The sequence below is a fragment of the Paucibacter sp. KCTC 42545 genome (assembly GCF_001477625.1).
GTDB lineage: Bacteria > Pseudomonadota > Gammaproteobacteria > Burkholderiales > Burkholderiaceae_C > Paucibacter_A.
The window spans coordinates 1,721,606-1,741,722 of sequence record NZ_CP013692.1 but is presented as its reverse complement, the minus strand read 5'-3'; the positions used below and the strand labels follow the sequence as shown (position 1 = coordinate 1,741,722).

Sequence of the window (20,117 nt, the reverse complement as noted above, 5' to 3'; positions counted from 1 at the left end):
GGCGGCGCCCCTTAGCGAACGGCGGCCGAGCTGGCCACCTTGGTCTTGCTGGCCACCACGGCCACCTTGGCACCCTCTTTGAGGTTGTCAAAGCGGGTTGCCAGCACCTGAGCTTTGGCGTCCAGGCCTTGTAGCACCTCGACACGACCCTCGCGGGTATCGCGCCGGCCGGTGGTGACGATGCGGCGCACCAAGCTGCCGCCCTCGATCATCCAAACCTGATCCTGGCCGCCGCTGCTGCTCAGCGCGGTTTCGGGCAGGGTCAGGCGTTGCGTGTCGTCCGGCAGGGCCACACGGGCCATGGCGTATTGGCCAGCGCGCAGGGTTTCGCCCGGGTTGGCTAGCTCCAGCGTCACGCCGATCGAGCGGGTACCGGCTTCTGCCGCCGGGGCGATGCGGCTGATGCGCGCCTCCACCGTTTGCTCCACCCCTTCCACCTTAACCTGCACCGCCATGCCCGGCTTGAGGCGGCTGACCTCATGCGTGCCCACCAAGCCGGCCAGCTCCAGCTTGCTCAAATCAACAATGCTCAGCACTTGCTGCTCGGCCGCCAGCTTTTCACCGGCCACCGCATAGCGCTTGGCGACGATGCCGCTGATGGGCGCCACCAACGCTGCTTGCTTGTACAAAGACTGCGCCGTATCGAGCTGGGCCTTGGCCGACAGCACCTGCGCCTTGGCGGCTTCCTGTGCGGCACGCGAGGTATCCAGCGCGGTGGAGGCAATGAAATTCTGCGCGGCCAAGCCTTGGCTGGCCTTGAAATGACGCTCGGCCTGATCCAACTGGGCCTTGGCTGACTCCACCGCTGCGCTGCGCTCGGCAATGCGCAAGCGCAGCTCTTCCAGGTCGATCAGGCCCAGGGTCTGGCCGGCCTTGACCCGGCTGCCTTCGGCCACGGCCAGATTCAGCAGGCTGCCACCGGCCTTCGCCCGCACGATCACCGTGCCTGGCGCCACCAGCGGGCCGGAGAATTCAATCATGCCGGGCATGCTGAAACGGCCGGGCTGCGTGACCTCGGCGGGCGTGAACTCCAGCACCGCGACGGCGCCCTGCTTGTCGGCCGGCGCCTTGGGCTTGGCCTCCCCGCCTTTGCTGGCGTAGACCGCCAGGCCCGAGCCCGCCGCCAACACGGCAGCCAACGATGCCCCGGCAATCCACACCTTACGCTTTGATCCCAAGCGAATACTTGTCATGTCCGTCCCCTGTGCAATTAGCACCGGCCCACCGAAACGATTGATCTATCGGGCAGCCAGCGCAGTCTGAATGGGCCGGAGTGTAGGGACGGGCCTTGGCATTGCCAGGGCCACTGCGATGAACTGCTGAAAGCCGGGGATGATCTGCGCCGGCTCGGGATCAATCAGGAAGCAGCGTCGAGCTTCAAGCTACGCCAACAGCACCAGGCGCCGCCCAAGGCCGCCGCACTGGCGGCCCAGAACACGGCCGCATAACCTTGATGGGCGATCAGCCAGGCACCACCGACGCCGCCCAGCACGCCAGAAAAGCCATAGCCCAGCACCGAATACAGGGCCTGGCCGCGCCCGCGCAGGCGCCCCGGAAAATAGCGCGACACCAGCCCGATGCAGGCAGTGTGCTGAGCCGCGAAGGTGATCGCATGGGTGCATTGCGCCAGCAGCAAAACCGTCAAGCTGCCACCAAAGCCGGCGGTCAGGGCAAAGCGCAAGGCAGTCAGCAAGGCCGCGCCAATCAGCCAGTGGTGCAAGGTGCCGCGCTCCAGCATGCGGCCCTGCAGGGCGAACCAGGCAATCTCCACCAGCACCGACACGGCCCAGAGCAAGCCCACCGTCTGCTTGCCATAGGCCAGTGAATCAAGATAAAGACTGAAAAAGGCATACAGCGCCGAATGCGCCAGCACCGTCAGGAACACGCCGGCAAAGAACCAGGCCACCCGGGGCTGCGCCAGCACCTGGCGGATGGGCAGATCGGCGGCAACTTCCGAATGCGCGTGCGGCGTGGCGGCCTGCTCGGGCATGCGCCAGGCCATCAGCACCACCACGCCGAGCAAGACTAAGGTCACGGCACCAAACACCTGCATGCCGTAGACCTGAAAGAGCCAGCCCGCCAGCACCACGGTCAGCAAAAAGCCCACCGAACCCCAGACCCGCACGCGGCCATAGCGGCGCGCATCCATGCCGCCCTGGCCATCGCTGAGCTGCGCGGCCACCACCGTTTCGCTCAAAGGCACGATGGCGGCGTTGAAGCTGAACATCAGGAAGATGGCCACGCTCAGGCTGGCGAAATGCGGCGGCAGCAGCACAAAGCCCAGAGCCGCCACAAAGCTGGCCAAGGCCGCCCAGCGGATGATGGCTACGCGCTTGCCGCTGCGATCCGCCAGCGCGCCCCAGGCATAGGGCGCAAACAGCCGGGTCCAGCTCTGCAAGGACACGAGCACGCCGATGGCAAACACCGGCAGGCCCAGCTCCTTGTACCAAAGCGGTGCAAAAGGGTTGAAGCCGCCGATGGCAGCGAAGTAAGCGAAAGACAGGGCTGCGCAGGCGCGCAGCGTGCGCTCAGATGGCACCAGGGGCTGGTTCAAGCCTTGGGTGCCAGCGCGGCAATCGCCTCGATCGGCAGCTGCACATCACCACACTGAGCGCGGTGGCGCAGCACATGGTCCATCAGCACCAGGGCCAGCATGGCCTCGGCGATGGGCGTGGCGCGAATGCCAACGCAGGGGTCATGACGGCCAAAGGTCTCCACCACGGCCGGCTCACCGGCGCGGTTGATGGAGGCCTTGGGCGTACGGATGGAGCTGGTCGGCTTGATGGCAATCGAAGCCACGATGTCCTGGCCGGTGGAGATACCGCCCAACACGCCGCCCGAGTTATTGCTGGCGAAACCCAGCGGGGTCAGCTCGTCGCCGTGGGCGCTGCCGCGCTGGGCCACGACGCCGAAGCCCTCGCCGATCTCCACGCCCTTGACGGCGTTGATGCCCATCAGGGCGTAGGCGATATCGGCGTCGAGCTTGTCAAACAGCGGCTCGCCCAGACCCACCGGCACGCCGGTAGCCTCGACGCGGATGCGCGCGCCCACGGAATCGCCGCTCTTGCGCAGCGCGTCCATATAGCTTTCCAGCTCGGCAATCTTGCTGGCGTTGGCGGCGAAGAAGGGGTTGTTGCCCACATGCTCCCAGCCCTCGAAGGGAATCTCAATCTCGCCCAGCTGGGTCATGCAGCCGCGGAACTCCACGCCATGCTGCTGTTTCAGCCATTTGCGCGCCACTGCGCCGGCGCCCACCATCGGTGCGGTCAGCCGCGCCGAGCTGCGGCCACCACCGCGCGGGTCGCGCAGGCCGTATTTGCGCCAGTAGCTGTAGTCGGCGTGGCCGGGGCGGAAGGTGTCGAGGATATTGCCGTAGTCCTTGCTGCGCTGATCGGTGTTCTTGATAAGCAGGCAGATCGGCGTGCCGGTGGTCATGCCTTCATAGACGCCGGACAGAATTTCCACCGCATCGGGCTCATTGCGCTGGGTGACGTGGCGCGAGGTGCCGGGGCGGCGGCGGTCCAACTCGGGCTGGATATCGGCCTCGCTCAGGGCTAGGCCGGGTGGGCAACCGTCGATCACACAGCCGATGGCCGGGCCATGGCTTTCGCCGAAATTGGTGACACGAAACAACTCGCCGAAAGTGCTGCCTGACATGGGGAACCTATTTGCCTGCTGAGACTCAAGGATTCATTCTATCGGGGCATAAAAAAACGGCCCTCGCGGGCCGCTTTTGCGTCGTGCCGATTCAGGCTGAATGCCAAGCCTCACAGCTTGGATTCGCCCGCCGTTTCGGGGTTGTCTTCCACCGGCCAGTCGCGGATATAGGCCTTGAGCATGCGGTTCTCAAAGTCCTGACCATCCACCACGGCCTTGGCCACGTCGTAGAAAGAAATGACGCCCATCAGGGTGCGGCCGTTCAGCACCGGCATATAGCGGGCGTGGCGGCCCAGCATCATGCGGCGCACTTCGTCGATTTCGGTTTCGGGCGTGCAGGTCAGCGGATGGTCGTCCATCACGCTGCGCACCAAGCTGGTTCCGACCGAGCCGCCGTTGCGGGCGATCGCGGCGATCACTTCGCGGAAGGTCAGCATGCCGACCAGATCGCCATGCTCCATCACCACTAGCGAGCCGATATCACGCTCGGACATGGTGGCCACGGCCTGGGCCAAGCCCTCATCGGGGGTCACGGTGAACAGCGTGCCGCCCTTGACGCGCAGGATGTCGACGACTTTCATGGCTTGTTTACTCCTCTGAATCGGGCCTCAGCCCTGCAAGTCAAATACTGGTGAGAAACATAGCACACAATCTGCGCATCAAACAGGATGGAGACACCATGGCCGGCTATGCGGACCCCGCTTTTGACACCTTGGCGCTACACGCCGGGGCTGCCCCCGATCCGACAACGGGCGCACGCGCCACGCCCTTGCACCTGACGACCTCTTTCGTCTTCGACAGCGCCGAGCACGCCGCCTCGCTGTTCAACTTGGAGCGCGCCGGCCATGTCTACAGCCGCATCTCCAACCCCACCACCGCCGTGTTCGAAGAACGCGTGGCGGCCCTGGAAGGCGGCGTTGGCGCCGTTGCCACCAGCAGCGGCCAAGCGGCCTTGCACCTGGCCATCGCCACGCTGGCGGGTGCTGGCTCCCACATCGTCGCCAGCAGCGCGCTTTACGGTGGCTCACACAACCTGCTGCACTACACCCTAAGCCGCTTCGGCATCGCCACCACCTTTGTGCGCCCCGGCGATATCGATGGATGGAAGGCCGCGATTCAGCCCAACACCAAGCTGCTGTTCGGTGAAACCTTGGGCAACCCAGGCCTGGACGTGCTGGACATCCCGCGCATTGCCGACATCGCCCACGCCGCCGGCCTGCCCTTGCTGGTGGATGCCACCCTGACCACGCCCTATCTGCAGCGCCCCTTCGAGCATGGCGCCGACCTGGTCTACCACTCGGCCACCAAATTCCTCAGTGGCCACGGCACCGTGGTGGGCGGCGTGCTGGTGGACAGCGGCAACTTTGATTGGGAAGCGGCGCATGCCCGCCACGGCCTCTTCCCCGAGTTGTGCGAGCCCTATGCCGGCTTTCACGGCATGGTGTTCACCGAGGAAAGCACGGTGGGCGCCTTCTTGCTGCGCGCCCGCCGCGAGGGCTTGCGCGACTTCGGCGCCTGCATGAGCCCGCATACCGCCTGGCTGATTCTGCAAGGCATCGAGACCCTGTCCCTGCGCATGCAGCGCCATGTGCAGAACGCACAGAAGGTAGCCGAGTTTTTGGCCGGCCAGCCGGGCGTCGCCCGCGTGGGCTACCCCGGCCTGAGCAGCCACCCTGACTACGCGCTGGCCCAGCAGTTGCTGCCGCGTGGCTGCGGCTCGGTGTTCAGCTTTGATTTGAAGGGCACCCGGGCGCAGGGCAAAACCTTCATCGAAGCGCTGAAGATTTTTTCCCACCTGGCCAATGTGGGCGACTGCCGCTCGCTGGTCATCCACCCGGCGTCCACCACGCATTTCCGTATGGACGATGCGGCGCTGGCGCAAGCCGGCATCACGCCCGGCACCATTCGCCTGTCGATCGGCCTGGAAGATGCCGACGATTTGATTGACGACCTGAAGCGGGCCCTCAAGCTCGCCTCGAAGTAAGCCAGCCAGTGAATCGAGAACAGCACGATGAAATTGAGCGTTAACGGACATCAGGCTTATGCCTACACGGGCGGCAAGCCCCTGGACCCCAGCCTGCCCTGCGTCGTCTTCATCCACGGCGCCTTGAACGACCACAGCGTGTGGACGCTGCTGGCGCGCTGGTTCGCCCATCACGGCCACAGCGTGCTGGCGGTGGACCTGCCCGGCCATGGGCGCAGCGAGGGCGCGGTGCTCAACGATATCCCCGCCCTGGGCGCTTGGGTCTGGCAACTGCTGGGCGCAGCCGGCCTGAGCAAAGCTGCCCTGGTGGGGCACAGCATGGGCTCGCTGATCGCACTCGAGGCCGCCGCCCAAGCGCCCGAACGCTGCAGCCAGCTGGCCATGCTGGGCACGGCCTATCCGATGAAGGTGTCGGAAGCCCTGCTGAACACCGCCCGCGACACGCCCGATCGCGCCATTCAGATGGTCAACGCCTTTTCATTCGCCAGCTGGGCGGCTAAGCCGTCCTATCCCGGCCCGGGCAGCTGGTTGCAAGGCGGCGAGATTGCGCTCAAGCGCCGCATCCAGGGCAAGCAGACCGGTGTGAATCTGTTCGAGCACGACTTCCGCCTGTGCGACGCCTACGCGGGTGGCCTGGAGGCTGCGGCCAAGGTGCAATGTCCCGTCAGCTTCATCCTCGGTGAGCGTGACCAGATGACGGCGCCCAAGCAAAGCCAGGTTTTGGCCGATGCCCTCAAGGCCAAGGTGAGCCGCCTGCCCTGCGGCCACTCGCTGATGGCCGAGGCGCCCGATGCCTTGCTGGCTGCGCTGCGCGTGGCTTTGGCCTAGTGCGAATCAACGCAAGAGGATGGCGCGGAAGTCGTTGACGTTGGTGCGCGTCGGGCCGGTCACGACCAGATCATCCAAGGCCTTGAAGAAGTGATAAGCATCGTTGCGCTGCAAATGGTCGGCGGCGGATAGGCCCAAGTCAGCCGCGCGCGCCAGGCTGGCGGGGCTCAACAGCGCGCCGGCATTGTCTTCCACGCCGTCGATGCCATCGGTGTCGCAAGCCAGCGCATGCAGCTCGGGCACATCGGCGCCGCTCAGCGCCAAGGCCAGCAAGAACTCGGCATTGCGCCCACCGCGGCCGTTGCCGCGCACCGTCACCGTCGTTTCGCCACCGCTGAGAATCACGCAAGGCGCCGCCACCGGCTGCTGGAATTGGCGGATCTGCCGGGCGATGCCGGCATGCACCGCCGCCACATCGCGCGATTCGCCCTCCAAGCTGCCGCCCAAAATCAGCGGCAGCAAGCCATGCTGGCGCGCCACGGCAGCGGCGGCCTCCAGACTCATCTGCGCCGTGGCCAGCACCTTGACCTCGCGCGGGCCCGCCACGGGCTTAACCTGCGCAGGGCTCAGGTCCTGGCTGCGCAGCAGGTGCAGCCGAACCGAGTCGGGCATCTCGATGCGATGCCGCTGCAAGACCTCCAGCGCCAGGGCCGGTGTGCTGTGGCTGGGCAAGGTGGGGCCGGAGGCCACCACGGCCGGGTCATCGCCCGGCACATCGGAGATCACCAGCGTCAGCAGCCGCGCCGCGCCGCACGCCTCGGCCAGCTTGCCACCCTTGATGGCCGAGAGCTGGCTGCGCACGCAGTTGATCTCGCTGATGGGCGCGCCGCTTTTCAGCAACTGGGCGCAGACCTGGCGCTTGTCGGCGGCATTGACGCCCTCCGCCGGCAAGCTCAGCAAGGCCGAACCGCCGCCAGAAATGAGGGCGATGACCAGGTCCTCGGCCTGCGCACTGCCCGCCAGGGCCAGCATCTGCAGGGCCGCATCGGCGCTGGCGGAGTCGCTGTGCGGATGACCGGCCTGCAAGACCTGGATGCGCGAGGTCGCTTCGCCATGGCCGTAGCGGGTCACCACCAGGCCGGATACTTCCGCGCCGGGAGCCTGCACAGGCCAAGCCTGCTCCACCGCCAGCGCCATGCGCGCCGCCGCCTTGCCGGCGCCCAGCACAATCACCCGCCCCTGCTGCGGGCGCGCTGGCAAAGCCGGGCCGACCACCTGCAAAGGGTCAACCGCAGTGACAGCGGCTTGAAACAGCTTGAGCAGAAGTTCGCGCTCATCAAGCGCTTGGCTGGGGGCGTGCTGGGTCATGGTGGCGAGCAGTGAGTTCAAGCGGGGCGATGACGGTGATCGTACTCACAAAGGGACGGCAACCCAGCCCATGCAAGAAGACTCAGTTCCGATAGCCTATCCCCATATTGAGGCTATAGCCGTAGCGCCGCTCGGTCAGCGGGCTTGCCGCCGCGGGACCCAACAAACTCATCGCACCGGCGTTGGCATTGAACATCCAACGCGGCGTCAGCGCGCGAATGTAAGACAGACTCAGACCCAGCTCATTGAGCCCCGCTCCGGGCTCAAAGCTCTGACCCAGGCGCTTCGCGGCCGGGCTATCGGGCGGCACGCCGAAATAGCTGCGCATGTAGCGGCTATCGCTGGCACTCAGGCTCAGTCCGGCCATCAGCTCGCTGCTGCTGGAGCGGAAGAGGCGGCGGGCCAGATTCACATCGAAGTTGGCGCCGCCCTGTCGGCCCAGGGCATCCTGGCTCCAGGCGGCGGACAGCTGCCACTCGGGAGTCAGCACATAGCTCGCGTAAAAGCGCAGGCGCACGGTGCGCGGCACATCGGGCAGGCCCTCGGTGTAAGCGGCCGCCTGGCTGTCGCGGCCATTGTCCAAGCGCAAGCTCAGGCCCAGACGCAGCTTCTCGCTGCGCAGCAAATCACGGCTGGCGCCCGAGCCTGGGCCGATGGACTCAAGCCCGAAGCCCATCAAGCCCGCACCGCCGGAGCTGGACAAACGCCACTTGCCCCAACTTGCGGCCCACATGGGCTTCAAACCTGCCGACATGCGCCGGGCGCCCGCGTACTCGGGGTTGTAGCTGGCACTGGCACCGATCAGGTAGTGAAAGTCATCGCCCGGCATGGTGAACCAAGACGGTTCCTCTGCAGAGGTGACTGCGGGCGCAGGGGGCAAACCTGGGCCAGGCGCTTGGGCCTTTGTCAGGTCGGGCGTGGTCGCCGCACTGGCCGCAGCGTTGGCATTTGAGCCACCTGCCGCTGGCAAGGCGGCGCTGGCCGCTGCATCGGCCGGGGTCAGGGCTTGCCCCAGCGCCAGGCCGGGCTGTATCGCAGCCAAGCCAAGAAGCCAAACCAACGGCAGATTGAAGGGGGCCATGCGCCCCAGCTTAGCTGGGTTTGGCGCCAGAAACCGTCACCCCCTACAAAAGCGGATCAGGCGCGGGAAAGCGCGGCCAGTTCCTTGAGCATATCGGCCACGATGGCGCGCAAGTCGTACTTGAGCTGCCAGCCCCAGTCCTTGCTGGCCTCGCTGTCGTCGATGCGCTGCGGCCAGCTGGCGGCAATGGCTTGACGGAAATCGGGCGCGTAGCTGATCTCGAAGGTGGGCAGGTGCTCACGGATGGCGGCAGCCATCTGCGCTGGCGTGAAGCTCACGCCGGCCAGGTTGTAGGAGCCGCGCTGCTTGATCGCCTCCGCCGGTGCTTCCATCAGCTCGATGGTGGCGCGCAGAGCGTCAGGCATATACATCATCGGCAAGCCCTGACCCTGCTCCAGGAAGCAGCTGTAGCTGCCGGTCTTGAGGGCGTGGTGGAAGATGTCCACCGCGTAGTCGGTGGTGCCGCCGCCGGGCGGGGTTTTGTAGCTGATCAGGCCGGGGTAACGCAGGCTGCGCACGTCCACACCGTGGTTGGCGTGGTACCAAGCGCACCAGCGCTCACCTGCCAGCTTGGAGATGCCGTAGACCGTGGTCGGGTCCATTACGCAGGTTTGCGGCGTGTCATGGGTAGGCGTCGAGGGGCCAAAGGCGGCGATGGAACTGGGCCAGAAAATGCGCTCCAGCTTTTGCACCCGAGCCAGTTCCAGCACATTGAGCAAGCCCTTCATGTTCAAGTCCCAGGCCCACATCGGATGCTTCTCGCCGGTGGCCGACAAGGCGGCCGCCAGGTGATAGATCTGCGTGATGCCGTGGCGCTTGACCACGGTGGCCAGCGCGGCTGCATCGGTGACGTCCAGCATCTCATGCACCAGTTGCGGCACCCGGCCTTGCGGGGCCAGGTCGCTGGTGATGATGTTGACGTCGCCGTGGCGCAGGGCCAGCTCTTGGGCCAATTCAGAGCCGATCTGGCCGTTGGCACCGATGATGAGGATCTTGGTCATGTCTTTGAAACTGCTTGCTGACTTGCTACTGCTGAAGAATGGGCTCAGGCCTTGATCAGGCCCAGTTCGCGGCCGGCCTGGGTAAAGGCGGCCACGGCTTTTTCAAGATGCTCACGCTCATGCCCGGCGGACACCTGCACGCGGATGCGCGCCTGGCCCTTGGGCACCACGGGGAAGAAGAAGCCCACGGCATAAATGCCCAGCTCCAGAATGCGGGCGCTCAAGCGCTGTGCCATTACCGCGTCGTAGACCATGATGGGCACGATGGGGTGGGTGCCGGGCTTGATCTCAAAGCCGGCGGCCTGGATGGCGACGCGGAAATAGGCGGTATTGGCTTCGAGCTTGTCGCGCAGGGCGGTGGAGGCTTCCAGCAGATCCAGCACCGCGATCGAGGCGCCCACAATGCTGGGCGCCACCGTGTTGCTGAACAGATAGGGGCGCGAGCGCTGACGCAGCAACTCAATCACTTCCTTGCGGCCGGAGGTGAAGCCGCCCGATGCGCCGCCCAAGGCCTTGCCCAGGGTGCCGGTGATGATGTCGATCTTGCCAAACACACCGCGGTATTCATGCGTGCCGCGGCCGGTTTTGCCCAGAAAACCGCTGGCGTGGCATTCATCAATGCCCAGCAGCGCGCCGTACTGGTCGCACAGGGCGCGGATCTTGTCCAGCTGGGCGATGGTGCCGTCCATCGAGAACACGCCGTCAGTGAAGACCATGGTGTGGCGAGCGCCGGCCGCCTTGGCTGCTTCCAACTGGACCTGCAGATCGGCCAGATCGTTGTGCTTGTAGCGGAAGCGCTTGGCCTTGCACAGGCGAATGCCGTCGATGATGGAGGCGTGGTTCAGCTCATCGCTGATGATGGCGTCTTGCTCGCCCAGCAGGGGCTCGAACAGGCCGCCGTTGGCGTCAAAGGCTGCGGCGTAGAGGATGGTGTCCTCGGTGCCCAGGAACTTGGACAGACGCTGCTCCAGCGTCTTGTGCAGATCCTGCGTGCCGCAGATGAAGCGCACCGAAGACAGGCCGTAGCCATGCGTGCGCAAGGCCTCATGCGCCGCTTCGATCACTTGCGGGTGCGAGGACAAGCCCAGGTAGTTGTTGGCGCAGAGATTGATGACCTCGCGGCCGTCATTCGTGTGCACCACCGCGCCTTGCGCGCCGGTGATGACGCGTTCGCTCTTGTAAAGCCCCGCCTCGCGGATGCCGGCCAATTCGGCCTGGATATGGGCATAAAAGTCTTGCGTGCTGGCCATCGCTTGTCTCCCGCTGTGCGCTTGATGCACAATTCATTAAATTGAACACAGTTCGATATATCGAATTCGTGTGCAGTATCCAGGATTTCAAAACCAAGGTCAAGCATGTCGCTCACGAATCCAGAGAGTCTCGAGCCCCCCAAGGTGGGCGCCACTTTGCAAGCGCTGCGGCAAGCACAGGGCTTGTCGCTGGACGAGCTCTCACGCCGCGCGGGGGTGTCCAAGTCCATGTTGTCGCAGATTGAACGCAATCAGGCAAACCCGACCGTCGCGGTGGTTTGGCGCCTGGCCAATGCCCTTCGGGTGGAGCTGACGGAGCTGCTGGGCGGCGAGCGCAGCGCGCCGCCGGCCATCGAAACCGTGCCCGCCCACGCCACACCGGGCATGAGCAGCCCGGACGGGTTGTGCCAATTGCGCATCCTCGGGCCCATTGATCTGGCCGGGCAATTCGAGTGGTATGAGCTGACGGTGCAGCCCGGCGGTGCGCTGGAATCCGCCGCTCATCAGCCCGGCTCGCGCGAGCACTTGAGCGTGCTCAAAGGCCATTTGGTGGTCAGCGCCGGCGGCGCTTCACAGACCCTGAGCGCCGGCGAAACTGCGCGTTATGCGGTGGATGGGCCGCACGCCATTCGCAATAGCAGCAAGCAGCCGGCGGTGGCCTTGCTGGTGGTGCTTCACGCCTGAGGGGCGCCCTGCGGCTCGGCGAGCAAATCAGCCAGCAAATCAGCCAGCGTCAAGCGATCCCAGTCACTGCGCTGCCACAGCGGCGCCAGCGCGGTGCTTCGTTCGGCCAGCATGGCATTGAGCAGCCGGTGCGCAGGCGTCAGACTAGGCTGGCAGAGCAGCACCAAGCGCTGCGCCCCGCCCTCTTCCAGGCGCCCGATCCAGTCCAGGCCAACGAGGCTATCCAGCACGCCCTCTAGCTGCAGCGGGTCCACTCGGATTGCATGCGCCAGCTGCGAGCTGGCCAGGCCGCCCTGGCCCGTGCCCTGCACGCGCCACAACTCACGCAACACATCCAGCGCCAAGGCAAAACTCACGCCCGGCGTATCCGGCCGGCGCGGCATGCCGCCGCCCAGGCTGGGCGCATTGGCTGCCAGCACGGCGCCGATCAGCATGATCACCCAGCCCAGGTAGAGCCAGATCAGGAAGATGGGCACGATGGCAAAGGCGCCGTACAGCGTTGAGTAAGTCGGCACTGCTTTCAAGTACCAAGCCAAGCCAGACTTGGCCGCCGTGAAGGCCAGGGCAACAAATAGCCCACCCACCGCCGCATGGCGCCAGCGCACATGGGTATTGGGCACATAGTGGAACAAGCCCGCCACGCCGCCCGCAAGAATCAAAACCTGCACCACATTGAAGCCGATGAACCAGTTGCCGGCCAAGTCGCCCAGCAAATCTCGGCCCGTGGTGACGGCATAGCTGGTCAGCGCGATGCTGCCGCCCAGAATCAGCGGGCCCAGCGTCAAAGCCGCCCAGTAAACCAGCACGCGTTGCGCCAGGGGACGCGGCCGCTTGACCCGCCAGATCAGGTTCAGGGTGCGGTCGATGGTCAGCATCAAGGCCAGCGCGGTGATGCCCAGAAAAGCCAGGCCCATGGCACCCAGGCCCTTGGCCTTCATGGCGAACTGGGTCAGGCCCGTCATCACCGGCCGGGCGATGTTGATGGGAATCAGGTTTTGTAGAAAGTACTTCTCCAAGGCGCCCTGAAAAGAGGAAAACATGGGGAAGGCGGTGAACAAGGCCAGCATCACGGTGATCAGCGGTACCAGCGAAATCAGCGTAGTGAAGGTCAGGCTGCCGGCGGTCAGGCCCAGGTGTTCTTCCAGAAAACGAGTGCGCAGATTGACCAGAACCAGCCACAAGCGGCTGCTACGAATGCGGTCGAAATGGCGGCTGGGCGCGGATGCGGAAGTGCTGATGACAGGGCGCAAGCTGTGGCCCTTGGACGGAGAAGAAATGCTCATGCTGGCTATGATGCCAGCATGTCGTCCACCACGCCCCTCACACCTACCTCCCGCACCCAAGCCAGCCAGCGCGAGGCGATGACCCGCCTGCTGGCCCTGGGCTCGCTGATCGCCCTCTTCCTGCTCTGCTTAGCTTGGGAGTTATGGCTGGCGCCCACCGGCCGCGGCACCCTGGCCATCAAGGCCTTGCCCCTGCTGCTGCCCATGCTGGGCTTGTGGCGCTACCGGCTCTACACCTTCCGCTGGCTGAGCCTGATGATTTGGCTTTACTTTGCCGAAGGCGCCGTGCGCGCCACCAGTGAAGCCGGCCCTGCGGTCTGGCTGGGATCGCTGGAAGTGCTGCTGAGTGTGCTGATTTTTGTGGCCTGTGCCATGCATGTGCGCTTGCGCATTGCCGCGGCCAAAGCCGCGAACGCGAACAGCACTGAACCTGCAAGCGCATGAATCAAATGTCCTTGCTGACGGCGCTGCGCGATTTGCTCGGCGAGGCAGGCCTGCGTGTTGGCTTAGCGAGCGGTGGCACAGAGGAGGATTTGTCAGCCTTTGAAAAAGACTGGCGCGGCCGCTACCAAGGCCGCGCCCTGGCAGTGGCCAGCCCCAGCAACACCGAGCAAGTCGCCGCCGTGGTGCGCCTGTGCGCGGCACATGGCGTGAGCATCGTGCCGCAAGGCGGCAATACGGGTCTTGTGGGCGGCGGCGTGCCGGATGCCAGCGGCAGCCAGATCCTGCTGAGCTTGCGGAGACTGCATGCCGTGTGCGAACTCGATGAAGCGAACTTGACCCTGACGGTAGAAGCCGGCTGCAGCTTGCAAGCTGTACAGGAAGCCGCCGCTGAAAAGGGCCTGCTGTTCCCGCTGAGCCTGGCCTCGGAAGGCAGCTGCACCATTGGCGGCAATCTCGCCAGCAATGCCGGTGGCACGCAAGTGCTGCGTTATGGCAATGCCCGCGAGCTGTGTCTGGGCCTGGAAGTGGTCACAGCCAGCGGCGACATCTGGTCTGGCCTGAGCGGCCTGCGCAAGGACAACACCGGCTATGACCTGCGCCACTTATTCATCGGCAGCGAGGGCACGCTGGGCATCATCACGGCGGCCACGCTCAAGCTCTATCCGGCACCGAAGGCGCAGCTGACGGCCCTGGCCACTTGCGCCGATCTGAATGCCACGGTGGCCTTGCTGGCCTTGGCGCAAGCCCAGGTGGGCGCTTCGCTGACGGCGTTTGAGTTGATGAACGATGCAGCCATGACCTTGCTGCGCCGCCATCTGCCGCAGCTGGTACAGCCCCTGGCGCCCAGCCCCTGGACGGTCTTGCTGGAACTCTCAGACAGCGAAAACGAGGCCCATGCGCAAGCGCAGCTGGAGCAGCTGCTGAGTGAGGCCGTGGACCGCGGCCTGGTGCAAGACGCCGCTGTCGCCCAAAGCCTGGCGCAGAGCCACACCATGTGGCAGCTGCGTGAGTCGATCTCCATGGCGCAGAGCAAAGAAGGGCTCAATATCAAGCACGACATCGCCCTACCCGTTTCGCGCATCCCCGCCTTTGTGGCGGCCACCGATGCGGCTTTGCGGGCGGCCTTCCCAGGCGTGCGACTGATCACCTTCGGCCATCTGGGGGACGGCAATCTGCACTACAACGTGCAAGCACCCGAAGGTGTCAGCGCGGCGGAATTTCTGGCCACGCAAGAGCCAGCCATCAACCGTCTTGTCTACGACGCGGTACAGCAGTTTGGCGGTTCGATTTCGGCCGAGCACGGCATCGGCCAGCTCAAACGCGAGGAGTTGGCGCAGCGCAAAGATCCGGTCGCCTTGGCGCTGATGCGGTCCATCAAGAGCGCGCTGGACCCGCAGGGTGTATTCAATCCAGGGCGCTTGTTGTAAGCCCCAGCTGCCGCAACGCGGCAACTGGGACTGACCCTTCAGCCCCTAGCGCCAGGGCTGCTTAGCGACCCAACACCGCGCGCTGGCCCACCAAACGGCCAAGCAAACGGGTAGCTAAGCGCCACACCAGGCGCAGCATCAGCAAGGCCATCAGCGCTTCGCCCACGGTCAGACAGAAGGCCACAAAGCTGCCCCAACGCGGTTCACGCCGGTGGAACTTGGCGATGGCGCGGTCGCGGGCTTGCTCGATGCTGTCGTAGAAACTGGGCACCACCAACAAGGTCAGCAAGGTCGAGGTAATGGTGCCGCCGATGATGGCCACGGCCATGGGGCGATAGAACTCGCCCCCCTCGCCGATGCCGATGGCCACCGGCATCATGCCGGCGATCAGGGCAAACGTCGTCATCAAGATGGGCCGCAGGCGCTTGCGGCCGGCTTGCATCAGCGCTTCCTCACGGTCAACGCCCTCGGCCTCCAACTGGCGCGCGGCGTCGAGCAAGAGGATGGCGTTCTTGGCCACCAAGCCCATCAACATGATCACGCCAATGAAGCTCATCAGATTGAGCGTGCCCTTGGTCATCAACAAGGCCAAGACCACGCCGATCAGCGAGAGCGGCAAGGACAGCATCACCGCCAGCGGCGCAGTGAAGGAGCTGAACTGCATCACCAAAATCAGATACATCAGTCCGATGCCGCTGATCAGGGCGATGCCCATGGCGCCAAACACTTCTTCTTGCTCGCGCGAGGAGCCTTCCAGGTCGATGCCATAGCCGGGCGGGTAGCTCATGGCCTTGGCGATCTTCATCGCGTCTGCAGTCACCTCGCCGGCCGAGCGGTCTTGTGCGTTGGCGGCCACGGTGATGGTGCGTTTGCCGTCGGCATGCTCGATCTTGGACGGGCCGCGACCCATGCTGACCGTGGCGATCTGCTCCAGCGGCACCATCTGGTTGGTGCCGGTCACGGCGATGGGCAGGCGCTCGATATTGCTCAGATCCACCCGGTCATCGGGATGCAGGCGCACGGCGACATCGCGGGCTTCACCGGTCGGGTCAACCCAGTCGCCCACCTCAACGCCGGCAAAGGCCACGCGCAAAGCTTGTGCCGCATCGCCCACCGAGATGCCCAGGGAATTGGCCAAGCCGCGGTTCAGCTCGATCTGCAACTCGTTCTGCGGATCTTGCTCGGACAGGCCCACGTCCACCGCGCCCTTGACCTGGCGTAGCTTGGCCATGAATTCAGTGGTGATCTCCTGCAGCTTGCGTGAGTCGGGCCCGGAGAAGCGGATCTGCACCGGCTTTTGCGCGCCGTTGTTGAAGTCGTCCAGCACCACATACTCGGCGCCCACCAGGCGGGCCACTTTGCCGCGCAGGTCCACGGCGATCTCGGCGGCCGAGCGCTTGCGCTCAGTGCTCTTGCCGATGTCCACATAGATGCGACCACCACCCGAGTTCACATTGCTGTTCGTGGCCACCACTTCCGGGATGCTGCGCGCCAACATGGCGGCGCCCTCGAGCTTGCGGCGGGAGTATTCCAAATTGCTGCTAGCCGGGCTGCGCACATCAATCGCCAGCATGCCGTTGTCGGAGGCCGGCAAGAAACTTGAGCCGCCGAACTTGGCTTGCAGAACAATCGCCGCGATCAGGCTCAGCACCGCAAAGGCCGCCATCCAGCGCCGGTGATGCAAGGCCCAGGCGATGACGTTGCCGTAGCGGTCGCTTTGATGGTCAAACCAGTCGTTGAAACGGGCGAGCTGCTTGGAGATGCCGGTCTTGGGCGCATGGTGATGGCCCGGTGGGTCGCCCCAATAGGCCGACAGCATGGGATCCAGGGTGAAGGAGATGAACAAGCTCACCAACACCGAGGCCACCACGGTGACGGCGAAAGGTCGGAACCATTCACCCGCACCGCCGGGCATGAAAGCCACCGGCACAAACACCGCCACGATGGAGAAGGTGGTGGCGGCCACGGCCAGGCCGATTTCGGCGGTGCCGTTCAAAGCTGCGCTGCGCCGGTCGGCGCCGCGCTCCATATGCCGCACGATGTTCTCGCGCACCACGATGGCGTCATCAATCAGCACGCCGATGGCCAGTGACAAGCCCAGCAAGCTCATGAAATTGAGCGTGAAGCCACACAGCCAAACGGCGATGAAGGCGGCAATCACCGAGGTCGGCAAGCTCAGCGCCGTGATCAGGGTGGAGCGCCAGGAGTTGAGGAAGATGTAGACCACAAAGATGGTCAAGCCGGCGCCGAACACCAGCGCGTGGATGACGTTGTTGAGGTTGTCTTCCGCTTCCTTGCCGCCGTCGCGGGTGATTTCCAGCTTGCTGCCCTTGGGCAGGTTGGCATTAAGCTCATCGATCAGCTTGCGCACTTGATTGGCCACCGTCACGGTGGAGGCATCGCGCGCGCGGTTGATGGACAGGCCCACATTGGGGTGGCCGTTGCGCACGCTGAAGCCGCTGAGCTCGGCAAAGCCATCGCTGATCAAGGCCACTTGGCCGAGCCGGATCAGCTCATTGCCGCTGCGGCGAATGACAATTTGCTGGAACTCCTCGGGGCTTTCGATACGGCCGGCCAGGCGGATGCTTTGATCCTCCAGCGTGCCACGCACCTTGCCCACCGGGGCGCTGACGTTCTGGCTGCGCAAGGCATTCACCACCTCGGACACCGAGACGCGGTACTCGCGCAATTTTTCGGCCCGCAGCAGCACGCTCAACTCGCGTTTGAGCGCACCGTTCACATAGACCACCGAGACGCCGGGGATCCCGCGGAACTTGTCCGCCAGCTGATCCTCCGCCAAGCGGGAAATTTCGGCGTGGGTTTGGGTGGTGCTGGACAGGGCCAGCTGCATGATGGGCTCGGCGCTGGGGTCAATGCGCTCGATCACCGGCTCGCGGATTTCTGTCGGCAGCTTGTAGCGCACCGTGGCGATGGCGTTGCGCACCTCCTCGGCCGCCTCGATCATGTTCTTCTTGAAGTTGAAGATCAGAAAGAAGCTGGCATTGCCTTCACGCGCGGTGGCCCGCACCCGACTGATGCCGGAAATGCTTTGCAGAGATTTCTCGATGCGGTTGAGCACCTCGCGCTCCACCGTTTCGGGTGATGCGCCGGGGTAGTTGATGTTGATCACCAACATCGGCTCTTGCACATCCGGGATCTGGTTGACGCGCAAGTTCTTCAGGGCCAGCAGCCCCAAGCACATCAGCGAGATGATGATGACCAGGGCCGCGATGGGCTTTTTGATACTGAAGTCTGAGAGAAACATGGGTTTACCTCGCTGCGCTGGCGGCAGACGCAGCGCTCGCCGGTGCCGACTTGCCCACCAAGGTGACGGCTTGGCCATCACGCAGATTGGAGCCGGGGCTGCGCAGAATCATGTCGCCCTCGGCCAGGCCGGAGCGCAGCGCGTAGTTGCCGCGGCGGCTATCGCGCTCGCCCAATTCGAGCTTGACCTTGGCGAGCTTGCCGTCCTTGACCCGCCAGGCGTAGCTGGCGTCACCCACGCGCAGCAAGGCCGCTTCGGGCAGCATCAGGCTCTTGACCGAGCTGGACTCCACGCGCCCTTCGGCATACAGGCCCGACACCTCGGGGCCCTTGCCACCATCGAAATCCACCAGCACCTCGACTTGACGGGTGGTGGCATTGGCGGCGGCATCAACGCGGCGGATCTTGCCCTGGAAATCGCTCTTGGCGTAGCCGTTGACGCGGAAGTTCACCACTTGCCCGACTTGCAACTCTTGCATGCGATCGGCCGACACCAGGCCTTCGAAACGCATGCTGCGCGGATCGATCACCTTGACCAATTCCTTGCCGATCTGGGCCGTGTCGCCGATGGACACCTTGCGTTCGCTCACGACACCATCAAACGGTGCCCGCACTTCGGTGCGCGTGAGCAACTGGCGGGCCGTGACCACACGGGCCTTGGCTGCGACCAGATCGCTTTGCGCGTTATTGCGGCGCTGCTCGGCATCTTCCAGCGATTGCATGGAGCTCATGCCCTGCGCCTGCAAGGTCTTCTGGCGTTGGTATTGGCGCTCGGCTTGTTCAAACGATTGACCGGCAGCGCGCGCGGCTTCACTGGCCGAAGTCAGACCGTCGCGAATGGCGGTGTCATCCAGATGCACCAGCAATTCACCGCGCCGAACCGTTTGGCCGTTTTCTTTGAGCACCTGCTGCACCACGGCAGACACCTCGGCGCGCAAATCAGCCTTTCTTTCGGGCTGCACCGAGCCGGTGATCACCGGCCCGACGGCATAGGCGCCCACGCGCAGGCTGAGCAAGTCCTCTGGAGCAATCAACAGTGTTGCGGCCGAGCCTTCTGCTGCGCTCGCCCCACTGGCGGCCGAGGCCGCTGCAGCCGCCTTGCCATCCGCCGGCTTGCCACATGCGCTGAGCGCCAACACACCTAGCAACATCAACGCCGCTGGCAGGGCGCGAGCGCGGAGAAGGCTAAGAGATGGTGTCGGCGACGCGCTCGTGCGGGCAGTCGAGAAAGAAGGCAGGAAACTGGCGGGGGACATCGGGCGAACTCCGAACTATTGTTTTGGCTCGCGAGCTTATCCTGAATCAACGTCCCTGCCGTTGGTCATGCACAGCTTTGACCCTATTGCAGAGGACCCTTGAGGCCCTGCGGCAGCGGCAAGGTGACAACGTCGATGCCTTCATCCAGCAAGGCCGCCGTTTCGTCGGCACTGGCTTGGCCGCGGATGCCGCGCTGCTGCGACTCTCCGTAGTGGATTCGCCGGGCTTCTTCGGCAAACTGCGAGCCCACATCCTCGGTATTGGCCAGCACCTGTTGAACCGCTTGCAGCAATTGCGCTTGCAAGCCCTGCAAAGCCTCTGCCGAATGACCCAGCGATTCGGCAGGCTGCGATGGCGCGGCAACAGGCGCCACCGAATTGGCATCAACAGGGCGGCTAGGCGCAACCGCGGGCGTTGACTCCGCCGCTGGCGCTGTCGTTTGAGGCCCCGCTTGATTGCCAGCCTTCGAGGCGCGCAAATGGGAGACGTTGAGATGCGGAGCTGTTGGCATGCGGCTGATGCGTTGATCGCTGCACATGGGGCATGTGAGCAAGCCACTGGTGGTCTGCGACTCGAAGTCGCTGGCTGAGCCGAACCAGCCTTCAAAGCGATGACCGTGGCTACAAGCCAGATTGAGAACGAGCATGTG

At 64.7% G+C, this 20,117-nt stretch carries 17 protein-coding genes; 5 read left to right on the top strand and 12 right to left on the bottom strand.

Annotated features, from left to right (window positions below; all coding sequences use genetic code 11):
* Nucleotides 1–11 precede the first annotated feature (11 nt).
* The 4 genes from AT984_RS07820 to AT984_RS07805 form a co-directional block, all read right to left on the bottom strand.
* Entirely contained in the window at nt 12–1,193 is a 1,182-nt protein-coding gene (locus AT984_RS07820) for an efflux RND transporter periplasmic adaptor subunit (RefSeq protein WP_082679855.1), read from the bottom strand.
* Nucleotides 1,194–1,357: 164 nt separating this feature from the next.
* Nucleotides 1,358–2,554, bottom strand: coding sequence for an MFS transporter (locus AT984_RS07815; RefSeq protein WP_231741582.1), 1,197 nt, complete (start codon nt 2,552–2,554; stop codon nt 1,358–1,360).
* Complete coding sequence (aroC, locus tag AT984_RS07810; protein ID WP_058719615.1) at nt 2,551–3,657, bottom strand: chorismate synthase; 1,107 nt, start codon at nt 3,655–3,657, stop codon at nt 2,551–2,553. The genes AT984_RS07815 and aroC overlap by 4 nt, the downstream gene beginning before the upstream one ends.
* Before the next feature lie 110 nt (nt 3,658–3,767).
* The gene (locus AT984_RS07805) at nt 3,768–4,238 is read right to left on the bottom strand and encodes a CBS domain-containing protein (RefSeq protein ID WP_058719614.1); all 471 of its coding nucleotides are present in this window, start codon (nt 4,236–4,238) and stop codon (nt 3,768–3,770) included.
* Between the two features lie 98 nt (nt 4,239–4,336).
* Here AT984_RS07805 and AT984_RS07800 point away from each other — a divergent pair, with 98 nt between their 5' ends.
* Entirely contained in the window at nt 4,337–5,641 is a 1,305-nt protein-coding gene (locus AT984_RS07800; protein ID WP_058719613.1) for an O-acetylhomoserine aminocarboxypropyltransferase, read from the top strand.
* Between the two features lie 27 nt (nt 5,642–5,668).
* Complete coding sequence (locus tag AT984_RS07795) at nt 5,669–6,469, top strand: alpha/beta fold hydrolase (protein WP_058719612.1); 801 nt, start codon at nt 5,669–5,671, stop codon at nt 6,467–6,469.
* A 6-nt stretch (nt 6,470–6,475) separates the two neighbouring features.
* On the opposite strand, the gene AT984_RS07790 is transcribed toward AT984_RS07795, so the two are convergent.
* From AT984_RS07790 to kbl, 4 genes are all read right to left on the bottom strand, one after another.
* A complete protein-coding gene (locus AT984_RS07790; RefSeq protein ID WP_058719611.1) occupies nt 6,476–7,777 on the bottom strand; it encodes a glycerate kinase type-2 family protein in 1,302 nt (433 codons plus the stop codon).
* Between the two features lie 82 nt (nt 7,778–7,859).
* Entirely contained in the window at nt 7,860–8,858 is a 999-nt protein-coding gene (locus AT984_RS07785) for a MipA/OmpV family protein (RefSeq protein WP_058719610.1), read from the bottom strand.
* 56 nt (nt 8,859–8,914) lie between these two features.
* The gene (locus tag AT984_RS07780) at nt 8,915–9,859 is read right to left on the bottom strand and encodes an NAD-dependent epimerase/dehydratase family protein (protein ID WP_058719609.1); all 945 of its coding nucleotides are present in this window, start codon (nt 9,857–9,859) and stop codon (nt 8,915–8,917) included.
* A 44-nt stretch (nt 9,860–9,903) separates the two neighbouring features.
* On the bottom strand, nt 9,904–11,109 hold the full coding sequence (gene kbl, locus AT984_RS07775) for a glycine C-acetyltransferase (protein ID WP_058719608.1): 1,206 nt from the start codon (nt 11,107–11,109) through the stop codon (nt 9,904–9,906).
* A 105-nt stretch (nt 11,110–11,214) separates the two neighbouring features.
* Between kbl and AT984_RS07770 the strand changes: the two genes are divergently transcribed.
* Nucleotides 11,215–11,793 (top strand): helix-turn-helix domain-containing protein, encoded by a 579-nt coding sequence (locus AT984_RS07770; protein ID WP_058719607.1) that lies wholly within the window; start codon nt 11,215–11,217, stop codon nt 11,791–11,793.
* On the opposite strand, the gene AT984_RS07765 is transcribed toward AT984_RS07770, so the two are convergent.
* Entirely contained in the window at nt 11,784–13,076 is a 1,293-nt protein-coding gene (locus tag AT984_RS07765; protein WP_082679854.1) for a YihY family inner membrane protein, read from the bottom strand. The two genes, AT984_RS07770 and AT984_RS07765, sit on opposite strands and share 10 nt — an antisense overlap.
* 18 nt (nt 13,077–13,094) lie before the next feature.
* On the opposite strand from AT984_RS07765, the gene AT984_RS07760 reads away from it, so the two are divergent.
* Together AT984_RS07760 and AT984_RS07755 are read left to right on the top strand one after the other, a co-directional pair.
* Nucleotides 13,095–13,520, top strand: coding sequence for a DUF2069 domain-containing protein (locus tag AT984_RS07760; RefSeq protein WP_058719606.1), 426 nt, complete (start codon nt 13,095–13,097; stop codon nt 13,518–13,520).
* Nucleotides 13,517–14,947 carry an FAD-binding oxidoreductase gene (locus AT984_RS07755; protein WP_058719605.1) on the top strand — a complete coding sequence of 477 codons (1,431 nt, stop codon included), beginning with the start codon at nt 13,517–13,519 and terminating at the stop codon, nt 14,945–14,947. Before AT984_RS07760 ends, AT984_RS07755 begins: the two co-directional genes overlap by 4 nt.
* 61 nt (nt 14,948–15,008) lie before the next feature.
* Here AT984_RS07755 and AT984_RS07750 read toward each other — a convergent pair whose 3' ends face one another.
* From AT984_RS07750 to AT984_RS07740, 3 genes are all read right to left on the bottom strand, one after another.
* Nucleotides 15,009–18,212, bottom strand: coding sequence for an efflux RND transporter permease subunit (locus AT984_RS07750; RefSeq protein WP_058719604.1), 3,204 nt, complete (start codon nt 18,210–18,212; stop codon nt 15,009–15,011).
* 4 nt (nt 18,213–18,216) lie between these two features.
* On the bottom strand, nt 18,217–19,362 hold the full coding sequence (locus AT984_RS07745) for an efflux RND transporter periplasmic adaptor subunit (RefSeq protein WP_058719603.1): 1,146 nt from the start codon (nt 19,360–19,362) through the stop codon (nt 18,217–18,219).
* Between the two features lie 188 nt (nt 19,363–19,550).
* On the bottom strand, nt 19,551–20,114 hold the full coding sequence (locus tag AT984_RS07740; RefSeq protein WP_058719602.1) for a DUF1178 family protein: 564 nt from the start codon (nt 20,112–20,114) through the stop codon (nt 19,551–19,553).
* Between the last annotated feature and the right edge of the window lie 3 nt (nt 20,115–20,117).

Bases quoted from the DNA above. Each gene is read 5' to 3' on its own strand.
- AT984_RS07780 (WP_058719609.1), bottom strand. From the start codon at position 9,859: ATGACCAAGATCCTCATCATCGGTGCCAACGGCCAGATCGGCTCTGAA.
- AT984_RS07740 (WP_058719602.1), bottom strand. From the start codon at position 20,114: ATGCTCGTTCTCAATCTGGCTTGTAGCCACGGTCATCGCTTTGAAGGC.
- AT984_RS07750 (WP_058719604.1), bottom strand. From the start codon at position 18,212: ATGTTTCTCTCAGACTTCAGTATCAAAAAGCCCATCGCGGCCCTGGTC.
- kbl (WP_058719608.1), bottom strand. From the start codon at position 11,109: ATGGCCAGCACGCAAGACTTTTATGCCCATATCCAGGCCGAATTGGCC.
- AT984_RS07790 (WP_058719611.1), bottom strand. From the start codon at position 7,777: ATGACCCAGCACGCCCCCAGCCAAGCGCTTGATGAGCGCGAACTTCTG.
- AT984_RS07760 (WP_058719606.1), top strand. From the start codon at position 13,095: ATGTCGTCCACCACGCCCCTCACACCTACCTCCCGCACCCAAGCCAGC.
- AT984_RS07765 (WP_082679854.1), bottom strand. From the start codon at position 13,076: ATGAGCATTTCTTCTCCGTCCAAGGGCCACAGCTTGCGCCCTGTCATC.
- AT984_RS07785 (WP_058719610.1), bottom strand. From the start codon at position 8,858: ATGGCCCCCTTCAATCTGCCGTTGGTTTGGCTTCTTGGCTTGGCTGCG.
- AT984_RS07805 (WP_058719614.1), bottom strand. From the start codon at position 4,238: ATGAAAGTCGTCGACATCCTGCGCGTCAAGGGCGGCACGCTGTTCACC.
- AT984_RS07745 (WP_058719603.1), bottom strand. From the start codon at position 19,362: ATGTTGCTAGGTGTGTTGGCGCTCAGCGCATGTGGCAAGCCGGCGGAT.
- AT984_RS07755 (WP_058719605.1), top strand. From the start codon at position 13,517: ATGAATCAAATGTCCTTGCTGACGGCGCTGCGCGATTTGCTCGGCGAG.
- aroC (WP_058719615.1), bottom strand. From the start codon at position 3,657: ATGTCAGGCAGCACTTTCGGCGAGTTGTTTCGTGTCACCAATTTCGGC.
- AT984_RS07795 (WP_058719612.1), top strand. From the start codon at position 5,669: ATGAAATTGAGCGTTAACGGACATCAGGCTTATGCCTACACGGGCGGC.
- AT984_RS07770 (WP_058719607.1), top strand. From the start codon at position 11,215: ATGTCGCTCACGAATCCAGAGAGTCTCGAGCCCCCCAAGGTGGGCGCC.
- AT984_RS07800 (WP_058719613.1), top strand. From the start codon at position 4,337: ATGGCCGGCTATGCGGACCCCGCTTTTGACACCTTGGCGCTACACGCC.
- AT984_RS07820 (WP_082679855.1), bottom strand. From the start codon at position 1,193: ATGACAAGTATTCGCTTGGGATCAAAGCGTAAGGTGTGGATTGCCGGG.